The 25,856-nt window shown below is 41.5% G+C and carries 25 protein-coding genes, 2 tRNA genes and 1 pseudogene; 18 read left to right on the top strand and 10 right to left on the bottom strand.

Annotated features, from left to right (window positions below):
- Window positions 1–4: 4 nt before the first annotated feature.
- Window positions 5–748, bottom strand: a complete 744-nt coding sequence (locus FRE64_RS11215; RefSeq protein ID WP_146296248.1) for a creatininase family protein — start codon at window positions 746–748, stop codon at window positions 5–7.
- A gap of 127 nt (window positions 749–875) precedes the next feature.
- Here FRE64_RS11215 and FRE64_RS11210 point away from each other — a divergent pair, with 127 nt between their 5' ends.
- The 4 genes from FRE64_RS11210 to FRE64_RS11195 all read left to right on the top strand — a co-directional run bounded on the left by FRE64_RS11210 (window position 876) and on the right by FRE64_RS11195 (window position 4,438).
- Window positions 876–1,628 (top strand): response regulator transcription factor, encoded by a 753-nt coding sequence (locus FRE64_RS11210; protein ID WP_146296246.1) that lies wholly within the window; start codon window positions 876–878, stop codon window positions 1,626–1,628.
- 314 nt (window positions 1,629–1,942) lie between these two features.
- Window positions 1,943–2,620: a global nitrogen regulator NtcA gene (ntcA, locus tag FRE64_RS11205; protein WP_146296244.1), complete on the top strand. Its 678-nt coding sequence runs from the start codon at window positions 1,943–1,945 to the stop codon at window positions 2,618–2,620.
- 12 nt (window positions 2,621–2,632) lie between these two features.
- Entirely contained in the window at window positions 2,633–4,039 is a 1,407-nt protein-coding gene (locus FRE64_RS11200) for a DUF3084 domain-containing protein (protein WP_146296242.1), read from the top strand.
- 6 nt (window positions 4,040–4,045) lie between these two features.
- Window positions 4,046–4,438 carry a pre-16S rRNA-processing nuclease YqgF gene (locus tag FRE64_RS11195; protein WP_146296240.1) on the top strand — a complete coding sequence of 131 codons (393 nt, stop codon included), beginning with the start codon at window positions 4,046–4,048 and terminating at the stop codon, window positions 4,436–4,438.
- 26 nt (window positions 4,439–4,464) lie between these two features.
- Here FRE64_RS11195 and accD read toward each other — a convergent pair whose 3' ends face one another.
- Window positions 4,465–5,355: an acetyl-CoA carboxylase, carboxyltransferase subunit beta gene (accD, locus tag FRE64_RS11190; protein WP_146296238.1), complete on the bottom strand. Its 891-nt coding sequence runs from the start codon at window positions 5,353–5,355 to the stop codon at window positions 4,465–4,467.
- A 452-nt stretch (window positions 5,356–5,807) separates the two neighbouring features.
- Between accD and FRE64_RS11185 the strand changes: the two genes are divergently transcribed.
- On the top strand, window positions 5,808–6,521 hold the full coding sequence (locus tag FRE64_RS11185; RefSeq protein ID WP_146296236.1) for an aminotransferase class IV: 714 nt from the start codon (window positions 5,808–5,810) through the stop codon (window positions 6,519–6,521).
- Between the two features lie 26 nt (window positions 6,522–6,547).
- On the opposite strand, the gene FRE64_RS11180 is transcribed toward FRE64_RS11185, so the two are convergent.
- Window positions 6,548–6,620 (bottom strand) — tRNA-Thr (locus FRE64_RS11180).
- Between the two features lie 217 nt (window positions 6,621–6,837).
- Here FRE64_RS11180 and pstS point away from each other — a divergent pair.
- The 4 genes from pstS (at window position 6,838) to pstB (ending at window position 10,817) form a co-directional block, all read left to right on the top strand.
- Window positions 6,838–7,971: a phosphate ABC transporter substrate-binding protein PstS gene (gene pstS / locus FRE64_RS11175; protein ID WP_146296234.1), complete on the top strand. Its 1,134-nt coding sequence runs from the start codon at window positions 6,838–6,840 to the stop codon at window positions 7,969–7,971.
- Window positions 7,972–8,064: 93 nt separating this feature from the next.
- A complete protein-coding gene (pstC, locus tag FRE64_RS11170) occupies window positions 8,065–9,027 on the top strand; it encodes a phosphate ABC transporter permease subunit PstC (RefSeq protein ID WP_146296233.1) in 963 nt (320 codons plus the stop codon).
- Window positions 9,028–9,094: 67 nt separating this feature from the next.
- On the top strand, window positions 9,095–10,000 hold the full coding sequence (pstA, locus tag FRE64_RS11165) for a phosphate ABC transporter permease PstA (RefSeq protein ID WP_146296232.1): 906 nt from the start codon (window positions 9,095–9,097) through the stop codon (window positions 9,998–10,000).
- A 13-nt stretch (window positions 10,001–10,013) separates the two neighbouring features.
- Window positions 10,014–10,817: a phosphate ABC transporter ATP-binding protein PstB gene (gene pstB / locus FRE64_RS11160; protein WP_390622230.1), complete on the top strand. Its 804-nt coding sequence runs from the start codon at window positions 10,014–10,016 to the stop codon at window positions 10,815–10,817.
- Between the two features lie 14 nt (window positions 10,818–10,831).
- Here pstB and FRE64_RS11155 read toward each other — a convergent pair whose 3' ends face one another.
- Together FRE64_RS11155 and obgE are read right to left on the bottom strand one after the other, a co-directional pair.
- Complete coding sequence (locus tag FRE64_RS11155) at window positions 10,832–11,413, bottom strand: Uma2 family endonuclease (protein WP_146296228.1); 582 nt, start codon at window positions 11,411–11,413, stop codon at window positions 10,832–10,834.
- 77 nt (window positions 11,414–11,490) lie between these two features.
- Window positions 11,491–12,483 (bottom strand): GTPase ObgE, encoded by a 993-nt coding sequence (gene obgE / locus FRE64_RS11150; RefSeq protein WP_146296226.1) that lies wholly within the window; start codon window positions 12,481–12,483, stop codon window positions 11,491–11,493.
- A 76-nt stretch (window positions 12,484–12,559) separates the two neighbouring features.
- Here obgE and FRE64_RS11145 point away from each other — a divergent pair, with 76 nt between their 5' ends.
- From FRE64_RS11145 to gshB, 5 genes are all read left to right on the top strand, one after another.
- Window positions 12,560–12,916: a DUF760 domain-containing protein gene (locus FRE64_RS11145; protein WP_146296224.1), complete on the top strand. Its 357-nt coding sequence runs from the start codon at window positions 12,560–12,562 to the stop codon at window positions 12,914–12,916.
- A gap of 15 nt (window positions 12,917–12,931) precedes the next feature.
- Window positions 12,932–14,134: a PQQ-dependent sugar dehydrogenase gene (locus FRE64_RS11140; RefSeq protein WP_146296222.1), complete on the top strand. Its 1,203-nt coding sequence runs from the start codon at window positions 12,932–12,934 to the stop codon at window positions 14,132–14,134.
- Window positions 14,135–14,431: 297 nt separating this feature from the next.
- The gene (mrdA, locus tag FRE64_RS11135) at window positions 14,432–16,147 is read left to right on the top strand and encodes a penicillin-binding protein 2 (RefSeq protein ID WP_246140433.1); all 1,716 of its coding nucleotides are present in this window, start codon (window positions 14,432–14,434) and stop codon (window positions 16,145–16,147) included.
- A 115-nt stretch (window positions 16,148–16,262) separates the two neighbouring features.
- A complete protein-coding gene (gene grxC, locus FRE64_RS11130; RefSeq protein WP_146296220.1) occupies window positions 16,263–16,520 on the top strand; it encodes a glutaredoxin 3 in 258 nt (85 codons plus the stop codon).
- Between the two features lie 30 nt (window positions 16,521–16,550).
- Window positions 16,551–17,525 (top strand): glutathione synthase, encoded by a 975-nt coding sequence (gene gshB / locus FRE64_RS11125; RefSeq protein WP_146296218.1) that lies wholly within the window; start codon window positions 16,551–16,553, stop codon window positions 17,523–17,525.
- A gap of 166 nt (window positions 17,526–17,691) precedes the next feature.
- Here the strand turns inward: gshB and FRE64_RS11120 are convergent, their stop codons facing one another.
- From FRE64_RS11120 to FRE64_RS11105, 4 genes are all read right to left on the bottom strand, one after another.
- The gene (locus FRE64_RS11120; protein WP_146296216.1) at window positions 17,692–18,789 is read right to left on the bottom strand and encodes an AI-2E family transporter; all 1,098 of its coding nucleotides are present in this window, start codon (window positions 18,787–18,789) and stop codon (window positions 17,692–17,694) included.
- Between the two features lie 10 nt (window positions 18,790–18,799).
- Complete coding sequence (locus FRE64_RS11115) at window positions 18,800–19,546, bottom strand: DUF2232 domain-containing protein (protein ID WP_146296214.1); 747 nt, start codon at window positions 19,544–19,546, stop codon at window positions 18,800–18,802.
- Between the two features lie 6 nt (window positions 19,547–19,552).
- Window positions 19,553–20,287: a Crp/Fnr family transcriptional regulator gene (locus FRE64_RS11110; protein WP_146296212.1), complete on the bottom strand. Its 735-nt coding sequence runs from the start codon at window positions 20,285–20,287 to the stop codon at window positions 19,553–19,555.
- A 310-nt stretch (window positions 20,288–20,597) separates the two neighbouring features.
- Window positions 20,598–20,798, bottom strand: a complete 201-nt coding sequence (locus FRE64_RS11105) for a hypothetical protein (RefSeq protein ID WP_146296210.1) — start codon at window positions 20,796–20,798, stop codon at window positions 20,598–20,600.
- A gap of 275 nt (window positions 20,799–21,073) precedes the next feature.
- On the opposite strand from FRE64_RS11105, the gene FRE64_RS11100 reads away from it, so the two are divergent.
- Window positions 21,074–21,274 (top strand): hypothetical protein, encoded by a 201-nt coding sequence (locus tag FRE64_RS11100; protein ID WP_146296208.1) that lies wholly within the window; start codon window positions 21,074–21,076, stop codon window positions 21,272–21,274.
- A gap of 2 nt (window positions 21,275–21,276) precedes the next feature.
- Here FRE64_RS11100 and FRE64_RS11095 read toward each other — a convergent pair.
- Window positions 21,277–22,139, bottom strand: a pseudogene (locus FRE64_RS11095) (fructosamine kinase family protein).
- A gap of 132 nt (window positions 22,140–22,271) precedes the next feature.
- Between FRE64_RS11095 and FRE64_RS11090 the strand changes: the two are divergent.
- From FRE64_RS11090 to FRE64_RS11085, 3 genes are all read left to right on the top strand, one after another.
- A tRNA-Val gene (locus tag FRE64_RS11090) sits at window positions 22,272–22,343 on the top strand.
- A gap of 120 nt (window positions 22,344–22,463) precedes the next feature.
- Complete coding sequence (locus FRE64_RS17505) at window positions 22,464–22,619, top strand: hypothetical protein (RefSeq protein WP_186708788.1); 156 nt, start codon at window positions 22,464–22,466, stop codon at window positions 22,617–22,619.
- Window positions 22,620–23,121: 502 nt separating this feature from the next.
- Window positions 23,122–25,737 (top strand): sigma 54-interacting transcriptional regulator, encoded by a 2,616-nt coding sequence (locus FRE64_RS11085; RefSeq protein ID WP_146296206.1) that lies wholly within the window; start codon window positions 23,122–23,124, stop codon window positions 25,735–25,737.
- The last annotated feature ends 119 nt before the right edge of the window (window positions 25,738–25,856 follow it).

The following is a 25,856-nucleotide window of genomic DNA, read 5'->3' as shown; positions in this document are numbered from 1 at the left end:
CTCCTTACTCGCCGATAAACTTGAGATAAGAAGAACTTAAGGTCTTCACCGCTACCTCATATAATTGCTTTCCATGCTCAGGAGTGGCTAAAGCAGGATTGGATCCCATCCGACCATCAGGATAGTGACGGCGGAAATCAGCTGCGCTATAAATGGGATGCCCTGAAGCCACTTCTTTTTCTAGAAAAGCCTCTTTAATCGCCTCTGGATAAACATATTGTGTCACTGCTACCTCACTAGGGGTGGCATGAGAGCCTTCTTCCTCTCCATATAATTGTTTCGCTAACTCATAGACTTCCCGACACATAAACCAATTTGCAACCTGACAACGCACTTGATCTGCGTTAGAAAATTTTAAGTCGGCAAGATGGGCATAAATTTGGGGAAATGCCGCCTTTAAAGTGGCAATATTTCCCCCATGACCATTAATGAAAAAAAATTGCTGAAATCCTGAAGAGGCTAAGCTAGTAATAAAATCTTGAATAACTGCAATCAAGGTGGTAGGACGTAAGCTAATACTGCCTGGGAAGGCTAAATGATGTAAAGCCATTCCAATATTTAAAGTTGGAGCAACCAAGGCCCCAGTTGCCTCCCCGACTCCTTTGGCAATTACTTCTGCACAAATAGCATCTGTCCCAATTAAACCTGTGGGACCATGTTGTTCAGTGGAACCGATCGGAATAATTATCCCTCGCGAGGTTTCTAGATAACGCTCTACTTCCTGCCAAGTCTGTAAATGCAATAACATAAAAATAATGAAAAAGATTTCTTGCCACTATTTCTAATTTAACTCTAAAAAAAAGGAGAATTTTAAACCAAATGTTTTGTTTTAAGATATATGTTAGCTAGAGTCCTTTAACCTTTCTTAGAATTTTATGCAGTCTCTAGATATACCAAAAAGATCTTCTAGTCAAAATTTAACTCCACCTGCTCGTGTCTTAGTGGTAGAAGACGATGAATTGATTCGAGAGATGGTCGTCTTATCCTTAGAAAAAGAAGGTTATGAGGTGGCTATTGCTAAGGATGGACGTGTTGCCTCTAATCTTTTACAAGCGATAGAAGATGAGAAGGAAGCCCTCCCTTATGATCTCATTATCCTTGATCTCATGCTCCCAGAAATCAATGGCTTAGATCTGTGTCGCTGGTTACGTTATCAAGGAAATATTATTCCCGTGCTCGTTCTTAGTGCCAAGGCTAGCGAAACTGACCGAGTTCTAGGCTTAGAAATTGGGGCTGATGACTACATTACTAAGCCTTTTAGTATGCCAGAGTTTATTGCTCGCTGTCGAGCATTATTAAGACGACATCGCTTTAGCCAACCTGCTCATTCTCCTATTCTACAGTATCAAAATATTACCCTCTTTCCTCAGGAATGTCGTGCCACTATTGATGATCAGAAACTGATCCTTTCTCCAAAAGAATTTAAGCTTCTCGAATTATTTATTAGCCACCCGAAACGAGTTTGGTCACGAGAACAATTGATTGAACAGGTTTGGGGACCAGATTTTCTGGGGGATACCAAAACTGTTGATGTTCATATTCGCTGGCTACGAGAAAAACTTGAGCCAGATCCCTCCCAACCCAAATATATTGTTACTGTCCGTGGTTTTGGCTATCGGTTTGGTTAAGGAAAGCTAATGTCTTAGCCCATTTTTAGCTACGATTTGACGAAATTACCTAATTACGGCTATCATATAATCCAAAGGGGTGTCCTGTTCTTTATATCAATTAAGTTAAAGGGCTGGAGGACGATGACCCTATTGTCAGTCTCCCTAGATAAGAGCATTTTTCTGTAGGTTGTCATTTTGATAAATAGCGGTTGACAGTGTGCGTAAGCAATGGGTTGGAGGTAAAACGAAGAATTGACGCTCAATTTTTGCTAAGAGGACGATTAATAACAGATAATGACTAAAAATCTATAGCATTAGCTAGTAACGTAAGTATGAACATGTTTGCTACCTCAGAAGCTTCTCTAGAGGAAGTATTTCGCCAAATTGGGAATAATGGAAGACCCCCTGTTGTGGAAAATTTTGAGCGCGGAAAAACAATTTTTTTCCCAGGTGATCCCGCAGAGAGAGTGTACTTTTTATTAACAGGAGCAGTGAAACTTTCTCGGGTTTATGAAACGGGAGAAGAAATTACTGTGGCTCTATTACGGGAAAATAGCGTCTTTGGTGTTTTATCTCTAATTACAGGTCAACATTCTGATCGGTTTTATCATGCGGTGGCTTTTACCCCGGTAGAATTATTATCAGCACCGATTGACCAAGCAGAAATTGCCTTTCGGGAAAATGCTCAGTTAACCCGACTGATGTTACAAGGACTTTCTTCCCGAATTTTACAAACAGAGATGATGATCGAAACCCTAGCCCATCGCGATATGGGATCGCGCTTGGTTAGCTTTCTATTGATTTTATGCCGTGATTTTGGTACACCTTCACAACAGGGAGTTCAAATTGATCTCAAGCTCTCTCATCAGGCGATCGCGGAAGCCATTGGTTCAACACGGGTAACCGTGACACGTCTATTGGGAGAATTACGAGATGAGGAAATGATTTCTATTCATAAGAAAAAAATTACGGTTCATAATCCTGTGTTGCTCAGTCAACAATTTGCTTAAGCCTTTACCATTATGATGACCAGTGCGCTCGTATTAATTGCAGCGGTTTTACTGTTAGGTGGCTTACTAGCTGCACTGGGAGACTATCTCGGAACTAAGGTGGGAAAAGCGAGGTTGCGGATTTTCAATTTACGTCCCCGCCAAACGGCAACCTTAGTAACCGTTTTAACTGGGACAATGATCGCAGCAAGTACGCTCGGAATTTTATTTGCTACTAGTAGCTCTTTACGAAAAGGAATTTTTCGGCTTGATGAATATCTCAATCGCTTACAAAGTGCTCGTGATGATTTATCGGCAGCAGTTCAGGATCGCAAACAAGCAGAAGAAGAGTTAGCCATTGCTGAGGAAGAGCAAGCCGAAGCCCAACGAGATCTAGATGAGATTAATCGTAAATTTCAATCAGCTCAAAATCAGCTAGATACGGTTTCCCAAGAAGTCGCTAGCTTAAATCAGCAATTATCAGACTTGAAACAAGAGCGAGAAGGCTTATTACAAGAGCGACAAGAACTTGAAGTACAAATTGAAGCCAGGGATGAAGAGTTAATAACTCAACAACAACAGTTACAAATCACAGAAGAACGTTTTCAAAAATTAGAGGAACAAAGAACTCAACTTCAAACGGAAATAGAAAAACAAGATAACAAAATTGCAGAGTTAGATGCGGCGATTGAAAGTAAAGATAGGGTGCTTCAATTTCAGGAGGAAGAAGTAACAAACCTAGAAGAAGAAATTCATGGCTTACAGCAAGAAATCCAAGCTCTAGAGCAATATTACGATAATTTTCAGGCTCTACGACAAGGAAATGTGTCCTTAGTGAAAGGACAAGTTTTAGCATTTAATGTGGTACAAGTTCCGGAACGTGATCTAACCAAAGATGTGATTAATGAAATGTTAAGACAGGCAAATCGCCGTGCGATCCAGGCTACTCAACCAGGTAATGAAGAGTTTCAAGAACAAATTATTGTTATTACCAATCATCAGATTCAGCGTTTAAAAGAAGTTTTAGACTCTGGGGAAGAGTATGTGGTGCAAATTGTTTCTGCTGGAAATTATTTAAGAGGGGAAAAACAAATTCAAGTGTTTGCAGATGTCGTTCGTAATGAAACTGTTTTTGAAGAAGGAGAAGTGGTTGCTTCTCTATCTTTAAATCCTCAAGATGTCAAAGAAGGGGAATTATCAGAAAGAATTGATCTCCTCTTAGCTTCTTCTCGTTTTCGGGCGCGTCAATCTGGGATTTTAGGGCAGGTTCTTGTGGGAGAAAATTATCTTGATATGATTAATTTTATGGAAAATTTGGAAGCCTTAGAAGGCTCTTACGATCAAATCCAAGCTATTGCTAAAGGAACATCGAGTAACGCGGGTCCGTTAGAGTTACAATTAAAGGTTAAGCGAGGTGAGGATGTGGTTTTAACCAATTAAGGTTTAATGGTATTACTAGGATTTGATCCAGGTCGGGATAAGTGTGGGCTAGCTTTAGTAGGAAGTGGCGGGAACATTATTTTAAGGGAAGTAGTGACCTCTGAAAAAGCAGTTCTAACAATTAAGGAGTGGTCTCAAGCGCACTCGGTTAAAAAGATGGTGATGGGAGATAAAACCACTTCCAAACAGTGGCGAGATTATCTCCAAAAGGAACTCCCTAATTTGTCAATTGTGATGGTAGATGAGAGTCATAGCACTTTGGAAGCACGACAACGCTATTGGGAATTGTCTCCACCAAAGGGCTTAATGCGTTTTCTTCCCAAAGGACTGCGGGTTCCTCCTTGTCCAGTTGATGATATTGTTGCGGTAATCCTAGTGGAGCGGTATCAGAATTCATGATTCTCCACTCCACACTATATTACGGATTAAACAGTTGCTTGTTGAGAAAATGTGGGAAAGTAGGGCTGGTGTAAACAGATTAACTGCGCGATCGTCTTTTTCAGTTGAAAGCGATTGATAATGGCATCAACAAATCCATGTTGCAGTAAATACTCTGATGTTTGGAAGCCTTCAGGAAGTTTTTCTCGTAAGGTTTGTTCAATGACTCGTCTTCCTGCAAACCCAATGGTTGCTTTCGGTTCCGCAAGAGTAACATCCCCTAGCATGGCAAAACTGGCTGTTACTCCCCCTGTGGTGGGATGTGTTAACACGGGAATATAGAGTAATCCTGCTTCTCGGTGACGTTGCAAGGCTCCCGAAATTTTTGCCATTTGCATGAGACTAAGCATTCCTTCTTGCATTCTTGCTCCCCCCGAAGCGCAAACAATTACCAAGGGAAAGGCTTGTTCTGTGGCGTACTCTACAAGGCGACAGAGCTTTTCTCCCACAACTGATCCCATGCTTCCGCCCATAAAACGGAAGTCCATTACTCCTAAAGCAAGGGGAAGTCCATCAATTAATCCTACTCCTGTTTGTACTCCTTCGGTGAGATTGGTTTTGTCTTGGGCTTCTTTTAGGCGATCGCTGTAGGCTTTTCGATCATGAAACCCTAAGGGATCCGTAGGCTGTAATTCCTCACTTAAAGATTGCCATGTATCAGCATCAATTAACTGGGAAATCCGTTCATCACTATCAACTCGGAGATGATGATTACAAGAACTACAGACAAAATGATTGGCTTGTAAGTCTTTGGTATAGGAGAGTACGCCACAGGCTTCACACTTTGTCCATAAGCCGTCAGCAATTTCTCGTTCGGGGGTGGGTTTGTGGGCTGGCTCTGATTTCCGACGATTCGCAAACCAGTCAAATAAAGACATAAATAACTCTGTTTGTGATTGGTTTTTATTGATAAATTTTGGTAAGAATATTATAAGCTAAGGGGGTAGCTATGCTGTTTCTCAATTTTTCTTCTCGAAACTTGCCTATACTAGATATGCTTAATTCTGTCAACACTGCTTAATTAAATGTTATTTTATGTTACAAAAATACATGCGACGAAGGGTCAAAAAAGCAAATAAGTTTTGTTAACTAAGGACGGAATTTCGAGGGGATAGGCTCCTATAAGTATTTTAAGACAGCAAAATCCTTTGGATTTTTATTTTCGTTACTATACCTGAGACAGCACAATTTCGTCAATAAGTTCCCTAATTTTTTGTAGATTAAGAAAGGTAAAGCTGAGAATTAAATAGAAAAATCTAATCTTTAAGAGGTTATACAATTAGGATTCCTGATTTATGCTTGACAACAAAACAATTGTTAGTAGTCAATTATGCAGTGGTACAATGGTAAACTTTTAACCGCCGATACGATCGCGCTTTATCAGACTGATCCTGGGTTACTTTATGGGGCGACAGTATTTACAACTTTGCGAGTTTATGGGCAACATTTAGATCAATGGCAAGCTCACTGTCAGCGTTTGAACTATTCCTTAAAAGCCTTTCATTGGCAACCGCCGAATTGGCAACAAGTGAGGAAGGGGGCAACCTTATTAGCCCAATCCTATCCCGTGATTCGGATTACTTTATTTCCCGACGGTCGAGAATGGATTACAGGACGAAATTTACCGTCCGACTTAAAACAGCGACAAGAAGAGGGAATTACAGCTTGGGTTGCTAATAACAGTAGTTTCTCGCGGCATCTCCCTGAACATAAAACAGGAAATTATTTGGGAAGTTGGTTAGCGTTACAAAGAGCGAAAGAAAAAGGGGCACAAGAAGCGATTTTAGTGGATGAAAACGGAAATTGGTTAGAAACCAGTACAGGGAATTTATGGGGATGGAAAGAGGGAATTTGGTGGACTCCTGTAGTTAACCAAGCATTAGCGGGAATTGCGCGATCGCGCCTTCTAACCTTTTTTCAACAGCACAACATTGAAGTGAAACAAACAGTGTGGACTCCAGAATTTGTTAGCACCCTAGAAGGCTTAGGCTATAGCAACTGTGTGGTACAAGTGATCCCGATTCATACCGTTATTAATGACTAATAACACGAATCTATCACCGTACAAAAAGCCAGCAAGGGGACTCGAACCCCTGACCTACTCATTACAAGTGAGTTGCTCTACCAACTGAGCTACGCTGGCATCTCTTACCAAAAAACTATAGTAACAGGTTTACCCTTCCTGCAGCAAGAGAAAGGAAATAGTTGGGCTTTCTCATTTCTTAAATGGTTATTAACGTTCTCTTTACCTAAGGCTGATATCTTGCTCATGGAGTGCTAAGTAAGACAGGTATTCTTGATTTAGCATTATTAATTTCATTTCATATCGAAGTTGTTTCATGAAATAAGTGTATTTTTTTATGTTCCTCAATCGTAAACTGTTTTTAGCAATTAGTTCTCTCCCTTTAGTATTCGCCCTAGCTGCTTGCGAACCTCCTCCTGATACAGATGGTGATATCCCAGGAACTAATGGAGATACTCCCCAAGAACAAACTGATGGTAACGGCGGAACTGTCACTATCAGTGGTGCAGGTGCATCATTTCCAGCTCCCCTATTCCAGCGTTGGTTTGATGCGTATAATAGAGAGGTTGACTCCAATGTACGGGTTAATTACCAATCCGTTGGTAGTGGTGCTGGTTTAGAACAATACATTAATGGCACTGTGAATTTTGGAGCAAGTGAAGCCCCAATCACCGATGATGAAGAGCGTTTGGAAGAGTTCAGGGATGCTTATGGCTATGAGCCAATTCAAATTCCTGTTACTGGAGGCTTTGTTCCGTTTGCCTATAACATACCGGGCGTTGATGATCGAGAGTTAGAATTGTCTCGGGATACTTATTGCGGCATTGTTACTGGTAACATTACCGAGTGGGATGATCCCGCGATCGCAGAAGATAACCCTGATCTCGATCTCCCAGATTTAGATATTCTCTGGGTTTACCGCTCTGATGGCAGTGGAACGACCTTTGTTTTTACTAACCACATTGACACAGTGTGTCCTGATTGGGAGGCTGGTGCTGCCACCTCTGTTGATTGGCCAGTGGGAATTGGCGGTCAAGGAAACGAAGGGGTTTCTGCCAATATTCAGCAAGAAGAAGGCGCAATTGGCTATCTTTCTTATGCTTATGCTTCTCTCAATGATATTGACGTTGCTTTGATCGAAAATCAGGCTGGGAACATGATTGAACCCTCCCCAGAAACCGGTGCCAATGCTCTTCTTGACGAAGAAATTCCAGATGATTTTGCCCTGTTAGTTCCTGATCCAGAAGGAGAAGATTCCTATCCCATTGTTGGTCTAGTTTGGGTAATGGTTTATCAAGAGTATGACAACCAAGAGACCTGGCAAGCCACTCGTGATGTTTTTGAATGGGCAATGGGGCCAGAAGGTCGCGAGCTTACAGAAGAACTGCTGTATTTGCCTTTACCCGATGAGGTAGTGGAACAAGTACAAGAATATTTAGACGAAAGAGTTGAAACCGAGTACAATCCCTAGAGGATTGCTACTCAAATAATAGGAGTGTGAAAACGTAGCACTCCTGTTTACAAAATTATATGAAAGCTTCTTCTAAGTAGAAAAAAAAGAATTATGAAACCTGAGGATCAATCAACTGAATTCCAGCGAAAAGGTCTGGAAAAACAAACAGATACCACTCGGGTGCTGGATGTGGGGTTTTTAGGCTTTACTTTATTGCTAGCAATTGGGGCTGGAGCGGTTTTATTTTGGATTATTGCCCAAACTGCCCTAGAAGCATTACCCGCCATTCAACAATTTGGCTTTGGCTTCCTTTTTGAGGCTACTTGGAACCCAGTCACCACGACTTATGGTGTATTGCCCCAAATTTATGGCACTTTAATGACCTCTTTTATTGCTCTCCTCATCGCCATTCCCCTTGGAATTGGGACAGCCATTTTCTTAACTGAAGATTTTGCGCCTAAATGGGTAACAACCCCCATTGCCTTTCTCATTGAGCTAATTGTTTCTATTCCCAGCGTTGTCTTAGGCTTGTGGGGAATTTTTGTTCTTGTACCTGTAGTACGACCGTTCTTTCGGTTTTTGAATGACATCCTAGGCTGGATGCCATTTTTTGAAGGCACTGCCCGTTCTAATAACTTATTAATTGTGGGAATGGTGCTATCCATTATGATCGTGCCAATTATTATTTCTATTACTCGCAGTACCTTTGAGGTATTACCTAGTGACCTCCGCACTGGTTCTTTAGCGTTGGGGGCAACTCGTTGGGAAACTATTTTACGAGTTTTGATTCCTGCAGGATTATCTGGCATTATTAGCTCAATTATGCTTGCCCTTGGTCGAGCCATGGGGGAAACTATGGTGGCAGCGATGATGGTCGGGAATGCTAACCGTTTTAATCTCTCTTTAATTGAACCGGGGTCAACGATTACGGGCTTAATTGCTTCTCAGTTTGGGGAAGCTGGACGAACTCAGGTGGCAGCGTTAATGTATGGGGCGTTAGTGTTAATGATTTTGTCTTTAGTGGTCAATATTCTTTCAGAATTGATCATTCGGCGTTTTCAAAACATTGAGTAATTAAATCAAGAGACTCTTAAAAAATTTTGTATAGTAGATGACAGATTCATGGTGAAAAGGATAAATTATGGCAAAACGAAATCGTAAACCTTCCTTAGCCAGTGAAGGGGATAATTTTGATATTAGTAATCAGAAAATGAATCCCCAACGTCGCATTACGGGCAATGTCTTAACGATTCTCAGCATGGTCTTTGCAGCAGCTATTGTTGCACCTTTACTGTGGGTGTTATTTAGCGTTTTTGAACGAGGCGTGGATGCGCTGGTCTTCCCTGATATTTTTACCAAACTGCCTCCACCGCCAGGTCTTGCTGAGGGTGGATTTGGTCATGCCATAGTTGGGACTTTGATGGTTTTAGGGGTTGCCATTTCAATTGCAGTTCCCGTGGGCGTGTTGGCAGCGATTTATTTAGCAGAATTTGGGCGTGGCACAAGGCTAGCCTATTTTGTTAAGTTCTCTGCCAATGTTCTTTCTGGGATTCCCGCTATTATGTGTGGCTTATTTGCTTATTCGATAGTGGTTAGAAGATTTGGCTCTTTTTCCGCTTTTTCAGGGGGTGTTGCCCTAGCAGTATTAATGTTACCTTACATTATTCGTGCTACAGAAGAGGCTTTATTATTAGTTCCCAATGAAATGCGTTTGGCAGCAAGAGGAATTGGCGCAACACAATTTCAAACGATTACTCAAATTGTGTTACCCGCTGCGCTAACTTCAATTGTGACAGGCGTTGTTTTAGCAACCGCTAGAGCCGCAGGAGAAGCCGCACCTTTATTGTTTACTGCCTTTAATAATACTTATTGGTCAACCAGTGTTTGGGAACCGACAGCAACAATGCCAGTTTTGATTTACTTTTTTTCGATTATGCCTTATCAGGCTTCCCAGAGTTTGGCTTGGGCTGCGTCTTTGGTTCTCTTAGCAATGGTGATGACTTTCAGTATTTTAGCGCGGTTATTGACTCGTAAGAAGAAATTTTAGTTTTTAAGGATATTTGGTTATGAGTAGTACAGTCGTAGAAACCCGACGGGTTTTTGAAGTAAAAAATTTAGATGTTTACTATGGCGACACTCGCGCCTTACGAGATGTCACGATGGATATTTTAGAGGGTCAAATTACCGCGCTAATTGGGCCATCGGGATGTGGAAAAAGTACCCTCTTACGTTGCTTTAATCGCACGAATGATTTAATTCCTGGGGCTGAAGTTAAAGGAGAATTAAATTATCGCGGTCAAAAACTTTATGGCAAGGAAGTTAACCCCATTGTGGTGCGCCGTCGTATCGGGATGGTGTTTCAACAGCCAAATCCTTTTCCCAAGAGCATTTTTGATAATGTCGCTTATGGATTACGGGTAAATGGAATTCGAGATCGCTTAAATGAGCGTGTGGAAACAGCTTTAAAAGATGTGGGGCTTTGGGATGAGGTGAAGGATAATCTCAAAAAGTTGGGAACGTCTTTATCAGGAGGACAAAAACAGCGATTGTGTATTGCTCGCGCGATCGCGCTACAGCCTGATGTTATTCTAATGGATGAACCTTGTTCAGCGTTAGATCCCATCTCTACTAAGCGCATTGAGGATCTGATGAATAATCTTAAGGAAAAATACACCATCGTGATTGTTACTCACAATATGCAACAGGCTTCTCGGGTTGCTGATTATACGGCGTTCTTTAATGCTGAGGCTTTAGACAATGGGGGAAGAGTCGGTTATTTAGTGGAAGTGGATACCACGGAAAAAATGTTTCATGACGCAACTGATGAACGCACACGGGATTATATTAGTGGTCGTTTTGGTTAATTTAAATATTGTTACTATTGCCAAACACGCTCTAGGAAGAGGACAAACTCTGGTAATACTTCCTCTCCAGTTAACGCTTCTGGCTTCTCGATCATCTCAACTTCGCGTCCCACTCGGTAAATTTCAACCCGTTTGCTTTGCCGATCAATCAGCCAACCTAAACGCATACCATTGTTAAGATATTCCTGCATTTTGTCTTGTAGCATTGGCAGAGAATCCGTTTTTGAGCGCAACTCCACCACGAAATCAGGGCAGAGCGGTGCAAAGCCTTCTTTTTCCGCTTGAGTTAGAGCCTCCCAACGATCGCGCTTGGCCCAAGCCGCATCAGGTGATCGGATCGCCCCATTGGGCAACTGAAAGCCTGCTGAGGAATCAAACCCCTCCCCTAGCTCTGGATGCTGGTCGCACCAACCGAATAGCTGACCTAAAATTCTAAAATTATGCCTACCAGATTCACTACCTGTTGGTGGATTCACAATCAATTCTCCCTTAGCAGTTCGCTCTAATCGTAAGTCACGGTTTTCTGCCGCGATCGCAGCAAACTGTTCAGGCGTTACTGTTAATGGAATTTCAGGTAAGCAGATCGATAACCGCATTATGAGTTTGCCTTTGATCCAGTTAACTTTAAGCTATCATCTCTTCCCAGAAAACGCCTAGATGCTCTCAGTAGCAACTAGGAATCCTCTAAGGCTTCCCAAACCCAATTTAAAAGGTTATCTAACCCCTCTCGGCTAACAGCAGAAATGGATAAAATAGGGATATTCAGAAATTGGGAAAAGGTGGATTGAATCTCTGTTACCATCTCAGAATCAACCACATCTACTTTGTTTAAGACTAAAATTTGCTTGCGTTGGGCTAATTCAGGTTTATAAGCCACTAACTCTTCTTGAATGGTTTTATAGTCTTGAATGGGATCATCGGCGTTGAGATCGATCATGTGTAGCAGAATTTTAGTGCGTTCTACGTGACGTAAAAACTCATGCCCTAAGCCTACTCCTTCATGTGCGCCAGCAATTAATCCGGGAATATCGGCAAATACAGTTCCGTCTCCTGTAGGTTTGCGGACAATGCCTAAGTTAGGAACTAAAGTTGTGAACGGATAATCTGCAACCTTGGGTTTAGCGGCAGAAAGAGCGGAAATTAAAGTAGATTTCCCTGCATTGGGTAAGCCAATAATCCCCACTTCTGCTAAGAGTTTTAATTCCAGGCGAAGGTGACGTTGTTCCCCTGGCAGTCCGGGGAGTGCTTTTTCGGGAGCGCGATTATGATTACTCAGGAAGTGACGATTGCCTAAACCGCCCTTTCCTCCTTTAGCCACACAAAGTTGTTGCTGATGGTGAACTAAATCGCCAATAACTTCATTCGTTTCTGTATTATAGACAATGGTGCCACAAGGGACGTGCAAAACGCGATCGCGCCCATTAGCCCCCGTCATATTCTTGGGCCCCCCACGTTTGCCATTTTCGGCTTGAAAACAGTGTTGATAGCGAAAATCAAGGAGCGTTTGGATATTTTCATCTGCTTCTAAAATAATTGATCCGCCACGACCTCCATTGCCACCCGCCGGTCCTCCTGCGGGAACATATTTTTCTCGAAGAAAGGCAACAATCCCGTCTCCGCCCTTACCAGCAATCACTTCAATGTCCGCTTGATCAATAAATTGCATCGTCAAATGTGGAGATATATTCAATCATAGTTTAAACTATTTAAGAAGCAGGTCTTAAACTCTACAACATTTACTGATGGTATTTGACCCTAATTTCTTTAACTCTGACGCAAGTAACAATCAATCAGGATCATCTTCCAATGAGGAAGCCAAAAATTCTCTTCTACAATACCTTGAACAACAAAATCCTGATGTTTTAGCCGAAATTGCGCGATCGATCAGCCCTGATGCCAGAGAAATTGTTTCTCAAAACGTACAAGGACTGGTAGGGGCGTTACCCTCCGAGCATTTTCAAGTACAAGTCACCACAGACCATGATAATCTCTCTAGTATGCTAGCTTCAGCCATGATGACAGGCTATTTCTTACGTCAAATGGAACAACGTATGGAATTAGAAACGCGAATGGATAACAGTCAAGACATTAACTCGTAAACTACCCTATTGCCCATGAAACGGCTTCTTTTTATCCCTCTCATTATTGCGTTGAGTTCAGCTTGTGCCAATCTTCCCGATGAAAATCAGGAGGATCAAGCTAACGTTCCAGCCAATTCTAACTCGGATCAAATTGACGTTAATGGGACAGAAGTCGCCAGTGAAAGCACAGAATATGAAAGAATTCGTGTGATTGAAGTGGTAGGAGATTTAGAAAACCCTTGGTCAGTGGCCCTTTTACCAGAAGGGGACATTCTCATCACTGAGCGTTCAGGGCGTTTAAACTTATTAGCAGATGGAGAATTAACAGAAATTTCTGGCTTGCCTGATATGACCAGTGAAGGGCAAGGAGGATTACTTGATTTAGCCGTTCATCCTGACTACGAAGAAAATGGATGGATTTATTGGACTTACTCCCAGCCCAATAATCAGGGGCAAACAGCAACTGCTTTAGCAAGAGGGCGCATCGAAGACAATACCTTAGTGGATGTGGAAGAATTATTTGTGCAAAACCGTTATTCACAACCAGGGCGGCATTATGGCTCGCGGTTAGCTTGGAGGAATGATGGGACATTATTAATGAGTATCGGCGATCGCGGCTCTAATCCCCCCCGCGCCCAAGATAATAACGATCATGCTGGCACTTTAATTAGACTAAATGATGATGGCTCAATCCCAGAAGATAACCCCTTTGTGGATGATGACGAGATTTTGGACGAAATCTATGCTTATGGATTACGCAATATCCAAGGCATGGTCATTAACCCTGAAACCGATGAAATTTGGGTGACGGATCATGGGCCAAGAGGAGGAGATGAATTAAACCGCATTGAAGGCGGAAAAAACTACGGTTGGCCAGAAGTAACCCGAGGACTCGATTATCGCACCGAAGAAACCTTCCCTGATGCCACAGCCCGTCGTGCTGAGGGAGTAGAAGAGCCCTTTTATGAATTTCTCCCCACTCATGCCCCTTCTGGATTGGCTTTAGTAACAGGAAACCGTTTTCCAGCTTGGGAAGGCAATCTCCTTGCTGGAGGATTACGCAGCGAGCGGATTCGCCGAGTTGTTTTTGATGATCAAGAAGTTCTCCACGAAGAAGAATTACTCCTGCAAACCCTTGGACGCATCCGAGATGTGCGCGAAGGTCCCGATGACTATATTTATGTGCTAACTGATGAGTCTGATGGCGGACTCTACAGAATTGAGCCAGAATCTTAGTTATACTGGGTCGAGGAATCGTTCTAATCGTGCTATTATTTAGCAAGTCTTGTACAGGGGAAAAGTCAGTTAAAACTCAGCTCTAAAAATTTTTCTTTTTCAGTATAGTTTTTAAAAAGTTAAGACTTTCTACCAATGAAGGTAGCTTGTGGCAGAGCTAATTTTTAGACGGTTTATTGTATTGGAGGTGATAAGTTTTTGGAATACTCGCAATTTACTCTACGCCTTCCCTCCAAAGAAAAGAAAAAGGGAAAAAACACTTATGTTGGTGGTGGGAAGAAAAAACAATCTCGTACAATCGGGCAACAGCTTCGTCCTGCCGTTTTATTTTTATTAGTTACTGCCCTATTATTAGGGGCAATGGGAGCCAGATTAGGTCATTTGCAATTAGTTCAAGGAGAACGTAACCGTCAACTGGCAGAAGAAAATCGAATTCGGATTTTACCTAAACCCCCTGTACGGGGTAATATTCTTGATCGCAATGGCAATATTATCGCTGACAGTCGGTTATCTTACTCAGCATTCCTTTGGCCCCTTGCAAAAGCAGAACCTAATTGGGAAACCACTGTTAATCGCTTGTCGGAAATTCTCAATATTTCTGTGGAAGAAATTACAAGCCGTCTCGATGATGTTCCTGTTGATTCTCCTCAGCTAGTCCGCATTGCTAGAGGTTTAACTCCTGAACAAGTGACAGCGATTGAGGAATATAATTATGAACTGAGTGGTGTTGAACTAGATATTGAACCTGTGCGAGATTATCCTTATGGGTCCACTGCTGCTCATCTTTTAGGTTATACCGGAGAGATTACTCAAGAAGAATTAGATAATCGGGGGGGCGATTATCGTCTTGGGGATATCATAGGACGTATGGGTGCAGAAGCAGCCTTTGAACAGCGACTAAGAGGAGAATGGGGCGGTCAACAAGTAGAAGTTAATGGTGCAGGACGTATTATTCGCATCTTAGGAGAACAAGAAGCCAAGGCAGGAAGAAATGTCACTTTAACCTTAGACATTGAATTGCAAGAAGCTGCGGAAGAAGCCTTAGGAAACAGAGTTGGAGCAATTGTCGCTCTAGACCCGAATAATGGGGAAGTTTTAGCGATGGCAAGTCGTCCTACCTTTGACCCGAATATTTTCTCAGGTAATATTACTTCTGAAGTTTGGCAAGAATTACAAGGTAAAGATAATCCCTTTGTTAATCGTGCTTTACGTGGCTTTCCTCCAGCTTCGACATTTAAAATTGTTCCTGCAACTGCTGGAATGGAATCAGGACAATATCCTCCAAATACGGTGCTTAATACTTCAGCTTTTTTAAATGTTTCTGGAGTTCGGGTTGGAGAATGGAATCGTGCCGGATTTGGTCGCATAGGCTATCGAGGCGCTTTAGCATGGAGTAGTAATACGTTTTTTGGACAAGTAGGACGAGGAGTGGGAGGGGAAACCTTAATTGATTGGGCAAAACGCTATGGCTTTGGTCAAAAAACAACTCTTGAACTTCCTGAGGAGGCATCAGGCTTAATTGCAGATGAAGAGTGGAAACAACAGCGTTTTAATACCAGTTGGTCTGAAGGAGATACGGTTAATATGTCTCTTGGACAAGGACTTACCCTTGCTACTCCTTTACAAGTAGCAGTTATGTTTGCTGTTCCTGCTAATGGTGGTTATCGAGTTAATCCTCATTTTCTAAAAACTGATGATAATCAAAGCCTAGAGAAAGTATCTCTAAATCTGCAAAACAGCACCCTTAATACTTTACGCGAAGGACTACGAGAGGTAGTAACAAATGGCACCGGTTCAGCGGTAAATGTGTCAACGATTCCGCAAGCTGCTGGAAAAACAGGAACCGCAGAAGCTCGTCCAAGAGCCTCTCATGCTTGGTTTGGTGGCTATGCCCCTAATGATAATCCAGAGATTGTAGTGGTTGCCTTTGCGGAGCATTCTGGTGGTGGTGGCGGTGCAGTAGCAGCTCCCATGGCGCGACAAGTTATGGAGGCTTATTTTAACCGTGATTAGAGTCATTATAAACAGAATCTGAAAACAGGTAAAACAGTGATATTGAAAAAAAACATTAAGAACAATGACTATAATATAAAAGGCAAGGAAACTGATTAGAGTGGCAACTTATTTTATGTCTGCAAACGTTGAAATTTATACTTGGAGTTCCTGTCCTTTTTGTCTGCGAGCTAAGGCTCTTTTAACGCAAAAAGAGATTCCTTTTACTGAGTACTGTATTGATGGGGACGATGAAGCCCGAGAGCAAATGGCCCAACGGGCTAACGGGAAACGGAGTCTTCCCCAAATTTTTATTAATGATACCTCTATTGGAGGCTGTGACGAGTTATATGCCCTAGAAAAAGAAGGGAAGTTAGATCCCATTTTAAGTTAAATCATTTGTTGGTTGGAGTTTACTTTTGGCATGAAACTTGCGTTTATTATTGATCCCTTACCCCAGCTTGATCCCACTCATGATACCACTGTGGCGTTGATCGAAGCAGCTCAAGCCCAAGGACATGAAGTTTGGGTCACATCTGCTTCCTATTTGAGTATTGTTGAGTCTCAGGCTTGGGGAAGACTCCAACCAATTACCCTAACTCCTGTCAAGCTAGAAGAAAACCATTGGCTTGCGCCGAAGGAATGGTATCAACTGGGCAAATGGGAATTGCAACCATTATCAAAGATGGATGCGGTATTTATGCGAACGGATCCCCCAGTGACAATTCCTTATTTATATGCGACGCAGATTTTAGATTTATTAACCCCGACTCAGACGTTGGTGGTTAATTCTCCCCGTGGCTTACAAGCGGCAAATGAAAAGCTATATGCAATGGGCTTTCCCTCAGTGATTCCAGAAACTATTGTTAGTCTTGATAAGAAAGTGATTCGAGAGTTTGTTGAGGCGAAAGGGGGAGCCGTTTTAAAACCCTTAGGGGGGAAAGCGGGAGAAGGCATTTTATTTTTACAACCGCAAGATAAAAACTTTAATTCTCTGGTTGAAATGAGTACCCAGAAAGGAAAAGAACCGATTATGGTGCAGGCATTTCTCCCTGAGGCAAAGGATGGAGATAAACGGGTAATTGTATTAGCAGGAGAACCAGTTGGGGCAGTCAATCGGATTCCGACAGGTGGCGATTTTCGAGGCAATATGGCGGTAGGCGGTCGTATTGCAGCCGCGGAAATAACAGCACGAGATCGTGAAATTTGTCGCGCGATCGCGCCTACTCTCATAAGAGACGGTTTATGGTTTGTGGGAATTGATATTATCGGCGGTTACCTCACTGAAATTAATGTGACTAGTCCCACGGGAGTGCGCGAAATTGATCGTCTTAATGGGGTTTCTTTAGGAAAACAGGTAATGCAATGGTTAGAAGCAAGATTATATAGTGTTTCTTAGTCTCTTGAGGGACAAACTGAGTTATTGGTCATTGGTTTAGTACAAATATAGTCGTTCCAATTCAGTTCCGTAGTGCAGCCATCTTGGCTGCTACTAGGGAGCAAGATGCTCCCACTACTTTTAGGTTGCTGTTTTTTATTTGGAATCACTATAACAATAGTCCCTTCTATTCCTTATTAACTACTAATTCTTTTTTGGATCGAAAAGGGTTATTAAAAAAGGCACCACTTTGTGGAGGTAAGTTGGGATCAGAAATAATTTCACTTAAACTTTTAGCGACTCCTGTAATGGGAATTGCCAAAATAATTCCCAAGAAACCTCCAATTTTTGCCCCTAAGAGGAGAGAAGATAAAATAAGAACTGGGGATAATCCTGTTAATGATCCCATAATGCGAGGTGCAATTAAGTTATCTTTAAATTGCTGAATAGTAATAGTAATTCCCAGAACTTGTAAAGCTAAAAATCCGTCAATAAAAGCGACTACTAAAATGACAGTGGAAATGCCTAAAGTTGCCCCAATAAAAGGAATAACTTCCATCGTTCCGATAAAAAATGCAAACAAGAGAAAATAGGGAACATTGAGGAGGCGAAATCCAAAAGTTAAAGTAATTGCCATAAATAATCCTAGCAATAATTGACCCGTAAAAAATTTTTGTAAATTACGGGAAATTGAGCGAGTTAATTCGCTTTGCATCTTGGGAGTAAAAATAGAAGTTACAGTCCGCCAAACTCGTTCCCCATCTAAAAGCATATAAAAGGAAATTACTAAAATTAAAATAAATTCTAGCACTGAACTAAATGTTCCTAAGACTAAACCAAAACTCGTAGAAGCAATAGCTTGGGCTCTAGCTTGTAGCTTTGCTAATAATTGAGAAGCCAAGAAATTAACATCAAAGGGTAAATTATGCTCAACACTCCATAGCTGAAATGTCTTTAACTCTTCCTGTACTGCAGCAATAATTTCGGGGGATTTTGTTACTAATTGTCGCCCTTGATTAAAGACAAGAGGGAAAACAGTCACAATCAAAACTGCTAGAGCTATAATTGCCGTTAAATAGACTAATGTAGCCGCTAAAGGACGAGGGATAAATGTTTTTAATATTCGTACTGGATAGTTTAGCAAAAAAGCAATCAGGGCAGCACTGAGAAAAATCGTAATTAATCCCCCAGCAAACCCAATTAACTGGATTGTCAACCATCCTGTTACTAAAATTAATATCCAAGTAATTAAAAAGTTTTGTAAAGGAGAAAAAAAACGATTCATGCTGTAAAAATTAATCGGTACTGAAAATCGCTTGTATCCAGCGAGGAGGAGAGGGAATGGGATTACCTAAGCGATTCAAGATTAGCATAGAAACTAAATGAACCACAAAAACATACACTAAACTATTGAAAATAATGCCTATCAGCGCAATCAACTGTATCAGCCATAAACTCGGTTGTGCGAGAAATCCTAACTGCACAAATGCCAACTGTAAAATTTGTGCAATTTGCGAGGTAAGGTAAATCCATAAATCTTCTCCCAAGAAAATGGAAAGAATCCAAAAGCGGAAGAAAAAGCCAAATGTCCCAATAATTCCGCCTACAAGAATAGATAATCCCCATCCTACCCCTCGTTTCCAAAACGCTCCTAATTGCACTCCCATAACGCCATAGGGCATCACATATAAGATACTGCGGGTTGGCCCCATTAAGATAGATAATAATAGCCCCACAATTAAGGTTCCCATTAGCGAGGCACGTAGCCCACGGCGGAGATAAATCAGGGCGATAGGGAGAGGAAATAGTAAGCGCAAGAGAGGGCCGGGAGGAAAATAGAAATTAATTAGCCAAATGATACTTGCTGCACTGGCTAAAAAGGCAGTTTCTACCATGACTATGGCAGATCCTCCTACTTCTAGCGGGATTGCTTCTGTAGAAGGAACTGAGTCTTCTTCCTCACCGGCATCTACCCAATTGACTTCTGAATTGAAATCAGAGGAATCTTGGGTAGAATTGAGCTCATCAGAGAAGTTACTCATAATGCCTTAATCGTTTAGAGAGATCGTCGAACTAGAAGATAACACTTCTTCTAGAGCGAGAGTATCGGGAATGCGTAAAGTATGGTAGCGTCGTTGAATCAACTCTGCTTTTTCTAGTCTTGCTAAAACCCGCGTGACCGTTTCTCGGGCTAGTCCACTAAGACTACTTAACTCGCGGTGAGGAAGATTCGGGATATCAACTCCTTCTTTAACTGGTTGTCCTTGTCCTTCTGCTAAGAATAAAAGCACATCGGCAACCCGAGAAATGCTATCGGATTCTCGCAATCTGAGGCGACGATTCACCTGGCGTAACCGTTTCGCCATCAACTGTGATAAACGTATCCCGGCTAAGGGTTCCACTTGCAAAATTTTGAGAAAGTCTCCTGAGGGAATACTGCAAATGCGAGTTGGCGTTAAAGTTAAAACATCGGTGGAACGGGGCACTTCCTCCATTGCCGACATTTCGCCAAAAACTTCCCCTGTACCGAGAATATTCAGGGTAACTTCTTTTCCATCCTTATTATAAGTACGAATTTTTACCCAACCTTCAATAATAAAATATACTGAACCTCCCCAGTCATTTTCAAGAAGAATCACTTGGTTAGCGGGATGATTACGAGAAACGATATGGCAAACCATTTCCCGTAAAGTGTCTTCTGGTAATCCCTCGAAGAACATTCCGGGGGCCATGAGTTGATCGAGTTCGGCTTTAACGTTGCGGGTGGCTGTTTTGTCGTCCATAGGTTCCAATGATTAGAGAATGAATCGTTTACATATAGTATAGCTTCACTTTGTGATCAGGATAATGGAATCTTAATCTTTGTCAAGGTTTCGCTGTGTGACCAGTTTAAAAATAAGCCAGTTTGTTTTGATTAGTGATGTATTAATGTACGCAATAATTTTAGTGTTAATACGTAGCTTAAGCAACTAATAAAATTAAGGACTGTTGTAAAGCAATATTTAATCCTGCGCCAACTCAGTGAAGTTCATTAAATTTTTAAATCGGGCTACTCTAATGCTGTTACAAAGACAGCTTAACCTTAAATGGAACTTACCATCTTAGACGGTGGGCTAGTTTAGAAATCAACCCTAGCACGATCGCGCTCAAAAAAGACAGATAAATAATTCCCCCCGGAACAAAGGTTAAAATGCCAAAGCCTCGGAGAAGATAAAGCGCGATCGTTAAAATAGTGAAACCAACGGTTAAACCAGAAAATAAGTTAGCGTAAGGAGTACTAGAATTATTAGTCATTAGTCATTGGTTACTGGTCATTAGTTTACAAAGGAAGAACGACTATAGTCGTTCCAATTCAGTTCCGTAGTGCAGCCGCCATCTTGGCTGCTACTAGGGAGCAAGATGCTCCCACTACTTTTAAGTTGCTGTTTTTTATTTGGAATGACTATAACAAAAAAGGACAAATATCTTATGAAGTGTGAAACTGCTATAGTCCGTTTCTCGTGTTCCCGTTCCCAGCGCGATGTAAGTTAAGCTATGACTAGAACACTGAGATAGAAGAGAGGAGTTCTATGGAAACTCAAATCAACTGCGCTGAAGCTTGCGTGAATGGCTGTGTCTTAGGGGATAAATGCCCTCACAAGGAATATGCCAGCCAAGCCTCCCAATTTATTAATAATACATCCCTCGATCAAATGCTAGATATTGCCGAAGAAGCGGTGAAGAAAAAACGAGAAGAACCCCCGAAATGGGTAATACCAGAGGATATTTAAGCTTACAGCAATCGATCAATGATGCGACGGGCTTGGGAACCATATCCCCCACCAAAGAGATTAAAGTGGTTGAGGATGTGATAAAGATTATATAAGTCTTTCCGTTGTTGATAGCCAGAATCTAGTTCCCAAGCGGCATTGTACCCCTGATAAAATCCAGCAGGGAACCCTCCAAACAGTTCACTCATAGCAATATCCACTTCGCGATCGCCGTAATAAGTGGCTGGATCAAGGATAACCGGTTCTCCATCTTTAGTCACTTCTGCATTTCCTCCCCATAAGTCACCATGAACTAAAGACGGTTGTGGATGATGATCGCGTAATAACTCTCTCACTCTTTCTACCACTTTATTGGTGTCAGGATAATTTCCTCCCCGTCGTTTGGCTAAACGCACTTGATAGCCAATACGGTGTTCTGCAAAAAATCAGCCCAGTTATCTGTCCAAGTATTAATTTGTGGCGTAGAACCAATGGTATTATTACGATGCCAACCAAACTTATTGGCAACTCCTTTACGGTGCATCTGGGCTAATTGTTCTCCCATTTTTTCCCAAACCCCAGAACCGCCACCGCGCCCTAGTTCTAGCCACTCCATAACTAGATAAGCAGAACTATTGGTTGTTCCCCAACAGATAGGCTGTGGAATGCGAATTGTTTTTGTCTCATACATTTCTTTTAAGCCTAGGGCTTCTGCTTCAAACATTTCATATTCCGAGGCACTATTAAACTTGACAAAATAGGTATCTTTGCCATCAGTAACGGTATAAGCCTGGCTAATACAACCGCCACCAACAGAGCGCTGATCCTGAATATAAAAGGATTTACCAGTAGCTTGAGAGATTTTTTGTGCAATTTCGTTCCACATCATGTTATGTTCCTTTTTGATCTAACCAGGATTCATGCTATCCTTCCTTAATCGATTTTGCTACCGCAGTATGCTCAGTTGAAAAATTTTATTTGCATTTTTGTAAGCCTTGTGTTAGATTATTAAAGGTTTGGGCGGTTAGCTCAGCGGTAGAGCGCCTGCCTTACAAGCAGGATGTCATTGGTTCAAATCCAATACCGCCCATTATTCTATTTTAAATTCACTAATTATTTGTCATCGGTGACAGATTAGTGTCGTCTTAACAAATTAGCTGTCATCAGGTAATGAAGCCTTTAAGCAACATCGGCGATCGCGCATCCAGCAGTGATTGATTTCTTACAAGGGGCAAGTTTATTTGTTGGTAGCCTGCTAGCAGTAGTTTTAACTCAAAAAATTCTGCGTCGTTCTTTTTGGTCATTATTACCGCAACATTTAGCCATATTGGGACTAACGGTAGGTTTTTGCCAGCTAATTGTTTAATCTGTTTTCTTTCTAACCAACGTTAGAGTTCAAGTTAAATTTATTTTGGTAAGAACTCTGATTTATTAATTTAAAAAAGATAAAAAAACTTCCAGAAAATTAAGAGAGCACCATTATTTTTTATTTTAGCAAGAGAAAAATATTAAATCTACTCAACATACCAATTGTCTTAAAGCGCTATAACTTCAAACATAGAAAGTTTATAAATTTTGCATAGCTATTAATATTTTATTAAGGAATTGTATCTAAGTAATTTAGATAACATAAAAGATTTACGACATAATAAGTATCACATTTAACTACTTATATCAAATTTAATTGTTAACCTAAAATCAGGAAAATATTTGAAAAATATCGAGTGCAACTCAAATCTAAGAATTACTCCTGAGGTGCTAATAAAGATCGTGAATAATATTCCTTGATCGACATAAACCTCAGTCATAGTGCTTTTTGGGGTTGTGAAATATCCTATCGAGGAGTTGTTATTAAGCAAGGAAAAAATATGAGTATTACAGTGGCAGAAGGAAAAGTAAATGTTACCCAAATAGTTACTTGGTTGCAGGAAAAAACCGCTTTCAAAACTTTATCAGCAGAGGTGTTAAGCGCGATCGCGCCCTTATTAGAAGAACGTACTGTTGAGGCGAATGAAACCCTCATTAAAGCCGAAACCCAACCCCTCGGACTCTACATTCTAAAAGAGGGAAAATTAGAAAGCCAAATTTCTCCAAACCTTGCTCACAAAAGACCTCCAAAACTATCACAAAATTTAAGTTTATTGCCAGGAAGTTTAATTAATCTAGAGTCATTAATTCTGAAGCAACCGACTCGGGAAACAGTCATTACCAAAAGTAACTGTCAAATTTGGTTTATTGACCATCAACGAATGCGAGCCTTAATCACTAAATATCCTGAAATTACTGAAACTTTGTCACAGCAGTTATATAAGTATCCAGATTTGACAGAAGAGCTAGCAATCCTATCATCACGACTCAACTTTGAACAAGAACGGACAAATGTTTTACGCCCCTATTTAGTTACGAAAGCAAAGTGTGGCATTATTGGTAGGAGTCGTTATGCTGTGCGCCTGCGAAAACAGATTCAAGAAGCATCAGAAACTCAGGAATCAGTTTTAATTTCTGGTGAACCAAGTTCAGGAAAAGATAATGCGGCTGCCCTGATTCATTTTGGCTCTTCTCAACGACGAGAGCCGATGATTAAGGTTGATTGTAGTAGATTACAAGGCAGTGGCGAAGAATTATTTGGAGAAGCTAACGGCAAAATTGGTTTACTCGAAGCACTAGGAAAAGGAACATTCGTTTTAAATAATGTCCAAAAATTAGATGAAAACTTACGGGGCGCGATCGGGCAACTCCTAAAAGATGGAACCTTTACCCCTGTCACCTCTTCGGGAGAATCACCACCACCGACAAAAACCTGTCAAGCTCGGATTATCCTGATTTCCGAAAAAGCCGTTCCTGAGCTAAATTCTTTAGTGCCACGAACCATCAAAATTCCCCCATTACGAACCCGAAAAGCGGATCTAGAAGACCATCTGAAATATTATGTGAGTGTCATTTGTCGCAGTAAAGGCTTGCCCCAACCTCAAGTGACCCAAGAAGCGATTCGAGAGCTACAAGGGTATGACTTTCCCAATAATTTAACAGAATTAGAAAATTGTATTCGTCGCGCGATCGTTGAATTACCAGAAGGGCAACCCCTGACAGAAGAAAATATTTGGCCCTCTAATAACGAGAAAAAACGACTGCGCTTAAATTTACTCAATAAGTTTCCTCGCCTACGTCAGTTTGTACGCAGTGCCTGGTGGCCAGATCGCTTAAAATACTGGCTGGTTTTACCCACTTTTGCCATTATTGTGGCAGTTTTATTTGTCGGCCCCCAAAATCGTGCAGAAAACTTTGGTTTGAATCTATTTTGGGCTTGGTGGTGGCCAGGGGTTCTCATTTCTTTTCCCCTCATTGGACGTTTATGGTGTGCCGCTTGCCCCTTTATGGTTTATGGAGAAATTGCCCAGAAAGTCTCGCTGTGGCTATTCCCTCGAAAACTCAAACGTTGGCCCCGTAAATCTGCCGAACGTTGGGGAGGATGGTTTTTATTCGGTTTATTTGCCCTGATTTTACTTTGGGAAGAAGTGTGGAATTTACAAGACACCGCCTATTTATCAGGTTATTTATTGCTTGTGATTACTGCTGGTGCAGTCATCTTTTCTGTCATTTTTGAACGACGTTTTTGGTGTCGCTATTTGTGTCCCATTGGCGGTATGACGGGAATGTTTGGCAAACTCTCGATGATAGAAGTACGAGCGCAACAGGGAACTTGTTCTGCCGAATGTACCACGGGTCAATGCGTGAAAGGAAGCTCAGGAGAAGGAGACACTCAAGCAACAAACGGTTGTAGCTTATGTTCTCATCCCGCGCAGCTTCAAGATAACCGCGATTGTGTTATGTGCATGAATTGTATCAAAGTCTGTCCTAACAGTTCGGGAGAGGTCAATTTGCGACTCCCTGGCATTGATTTATGGACAACTCACAAGCCAAAATTTTATGAAGTGGCCCTGTTGCTACTGTTGTTAGATTTGGTGTTTCTCCATCGCCTTCCAGAATTAGAAAGTCTGTTGGGAGTGAACTGGCATTTAGAGCAATTTTGGACTCATAGCGCGATCGCTGTAACTGTCTTAAGTTTACCTGCCCTCATCCCACTGTTAGCGCAAGGAACAATGAGACTGGTTTATTACCTAAAAACTAAGCTCAATCCCGAAACCAGTTTTCCTCAACCTGCTCCATTTTTAGAAGCTGCTTATGGCTACTTACCTTTGGTGTTAGGAGCAAATATTGCCCATTATCTAGATTTAGGCTTAGGAGAAGCAGGACGTTTATTTCCCGTAATGTTTGCAACCTTTGGTGGGAGTGGGGAAAGTTTACCAATTATGGTTACCCATCCTGCGGTGATTAATTTTCTTCAAGGAGGGATTTTATTCCTAGTCAGTGTGTTGTCAGTGCTTTTAACCCAAAAAATTCTCAATCGTTCTTTTTGGTCATTATTGCCGCAACATCTAGCCATATTAGGACTAACGGTGGGTTTTTGGCAACTAATTGTTTAAAACGGGTAACAATGGGAATTGCCATCTGCCTCTAACAAAAGTTACACTTTGTTAAATAATCTTCAGTTTTTTAAGGAGCTTGCTGCTAAAACAGGAGAAGACCTGAGTGCTTTTCCTAA

The sequence above is a fragment of the Euhalothece natronophila Z-M001 genome (assembly GCF_007904085.1).
In the GTDB taxonomy this organism is placed as follows: Bacteria; Cyanobacteriota; Cyanobacteriia; order Cyanobacteriales; family Rubidibacteraceae; genus Halothece; species Halothece natronophila.
Note: the sequence above shows the minus strand (reverse complement) of the source record. Positions and strands in the feature narration are given on the sequence as shown.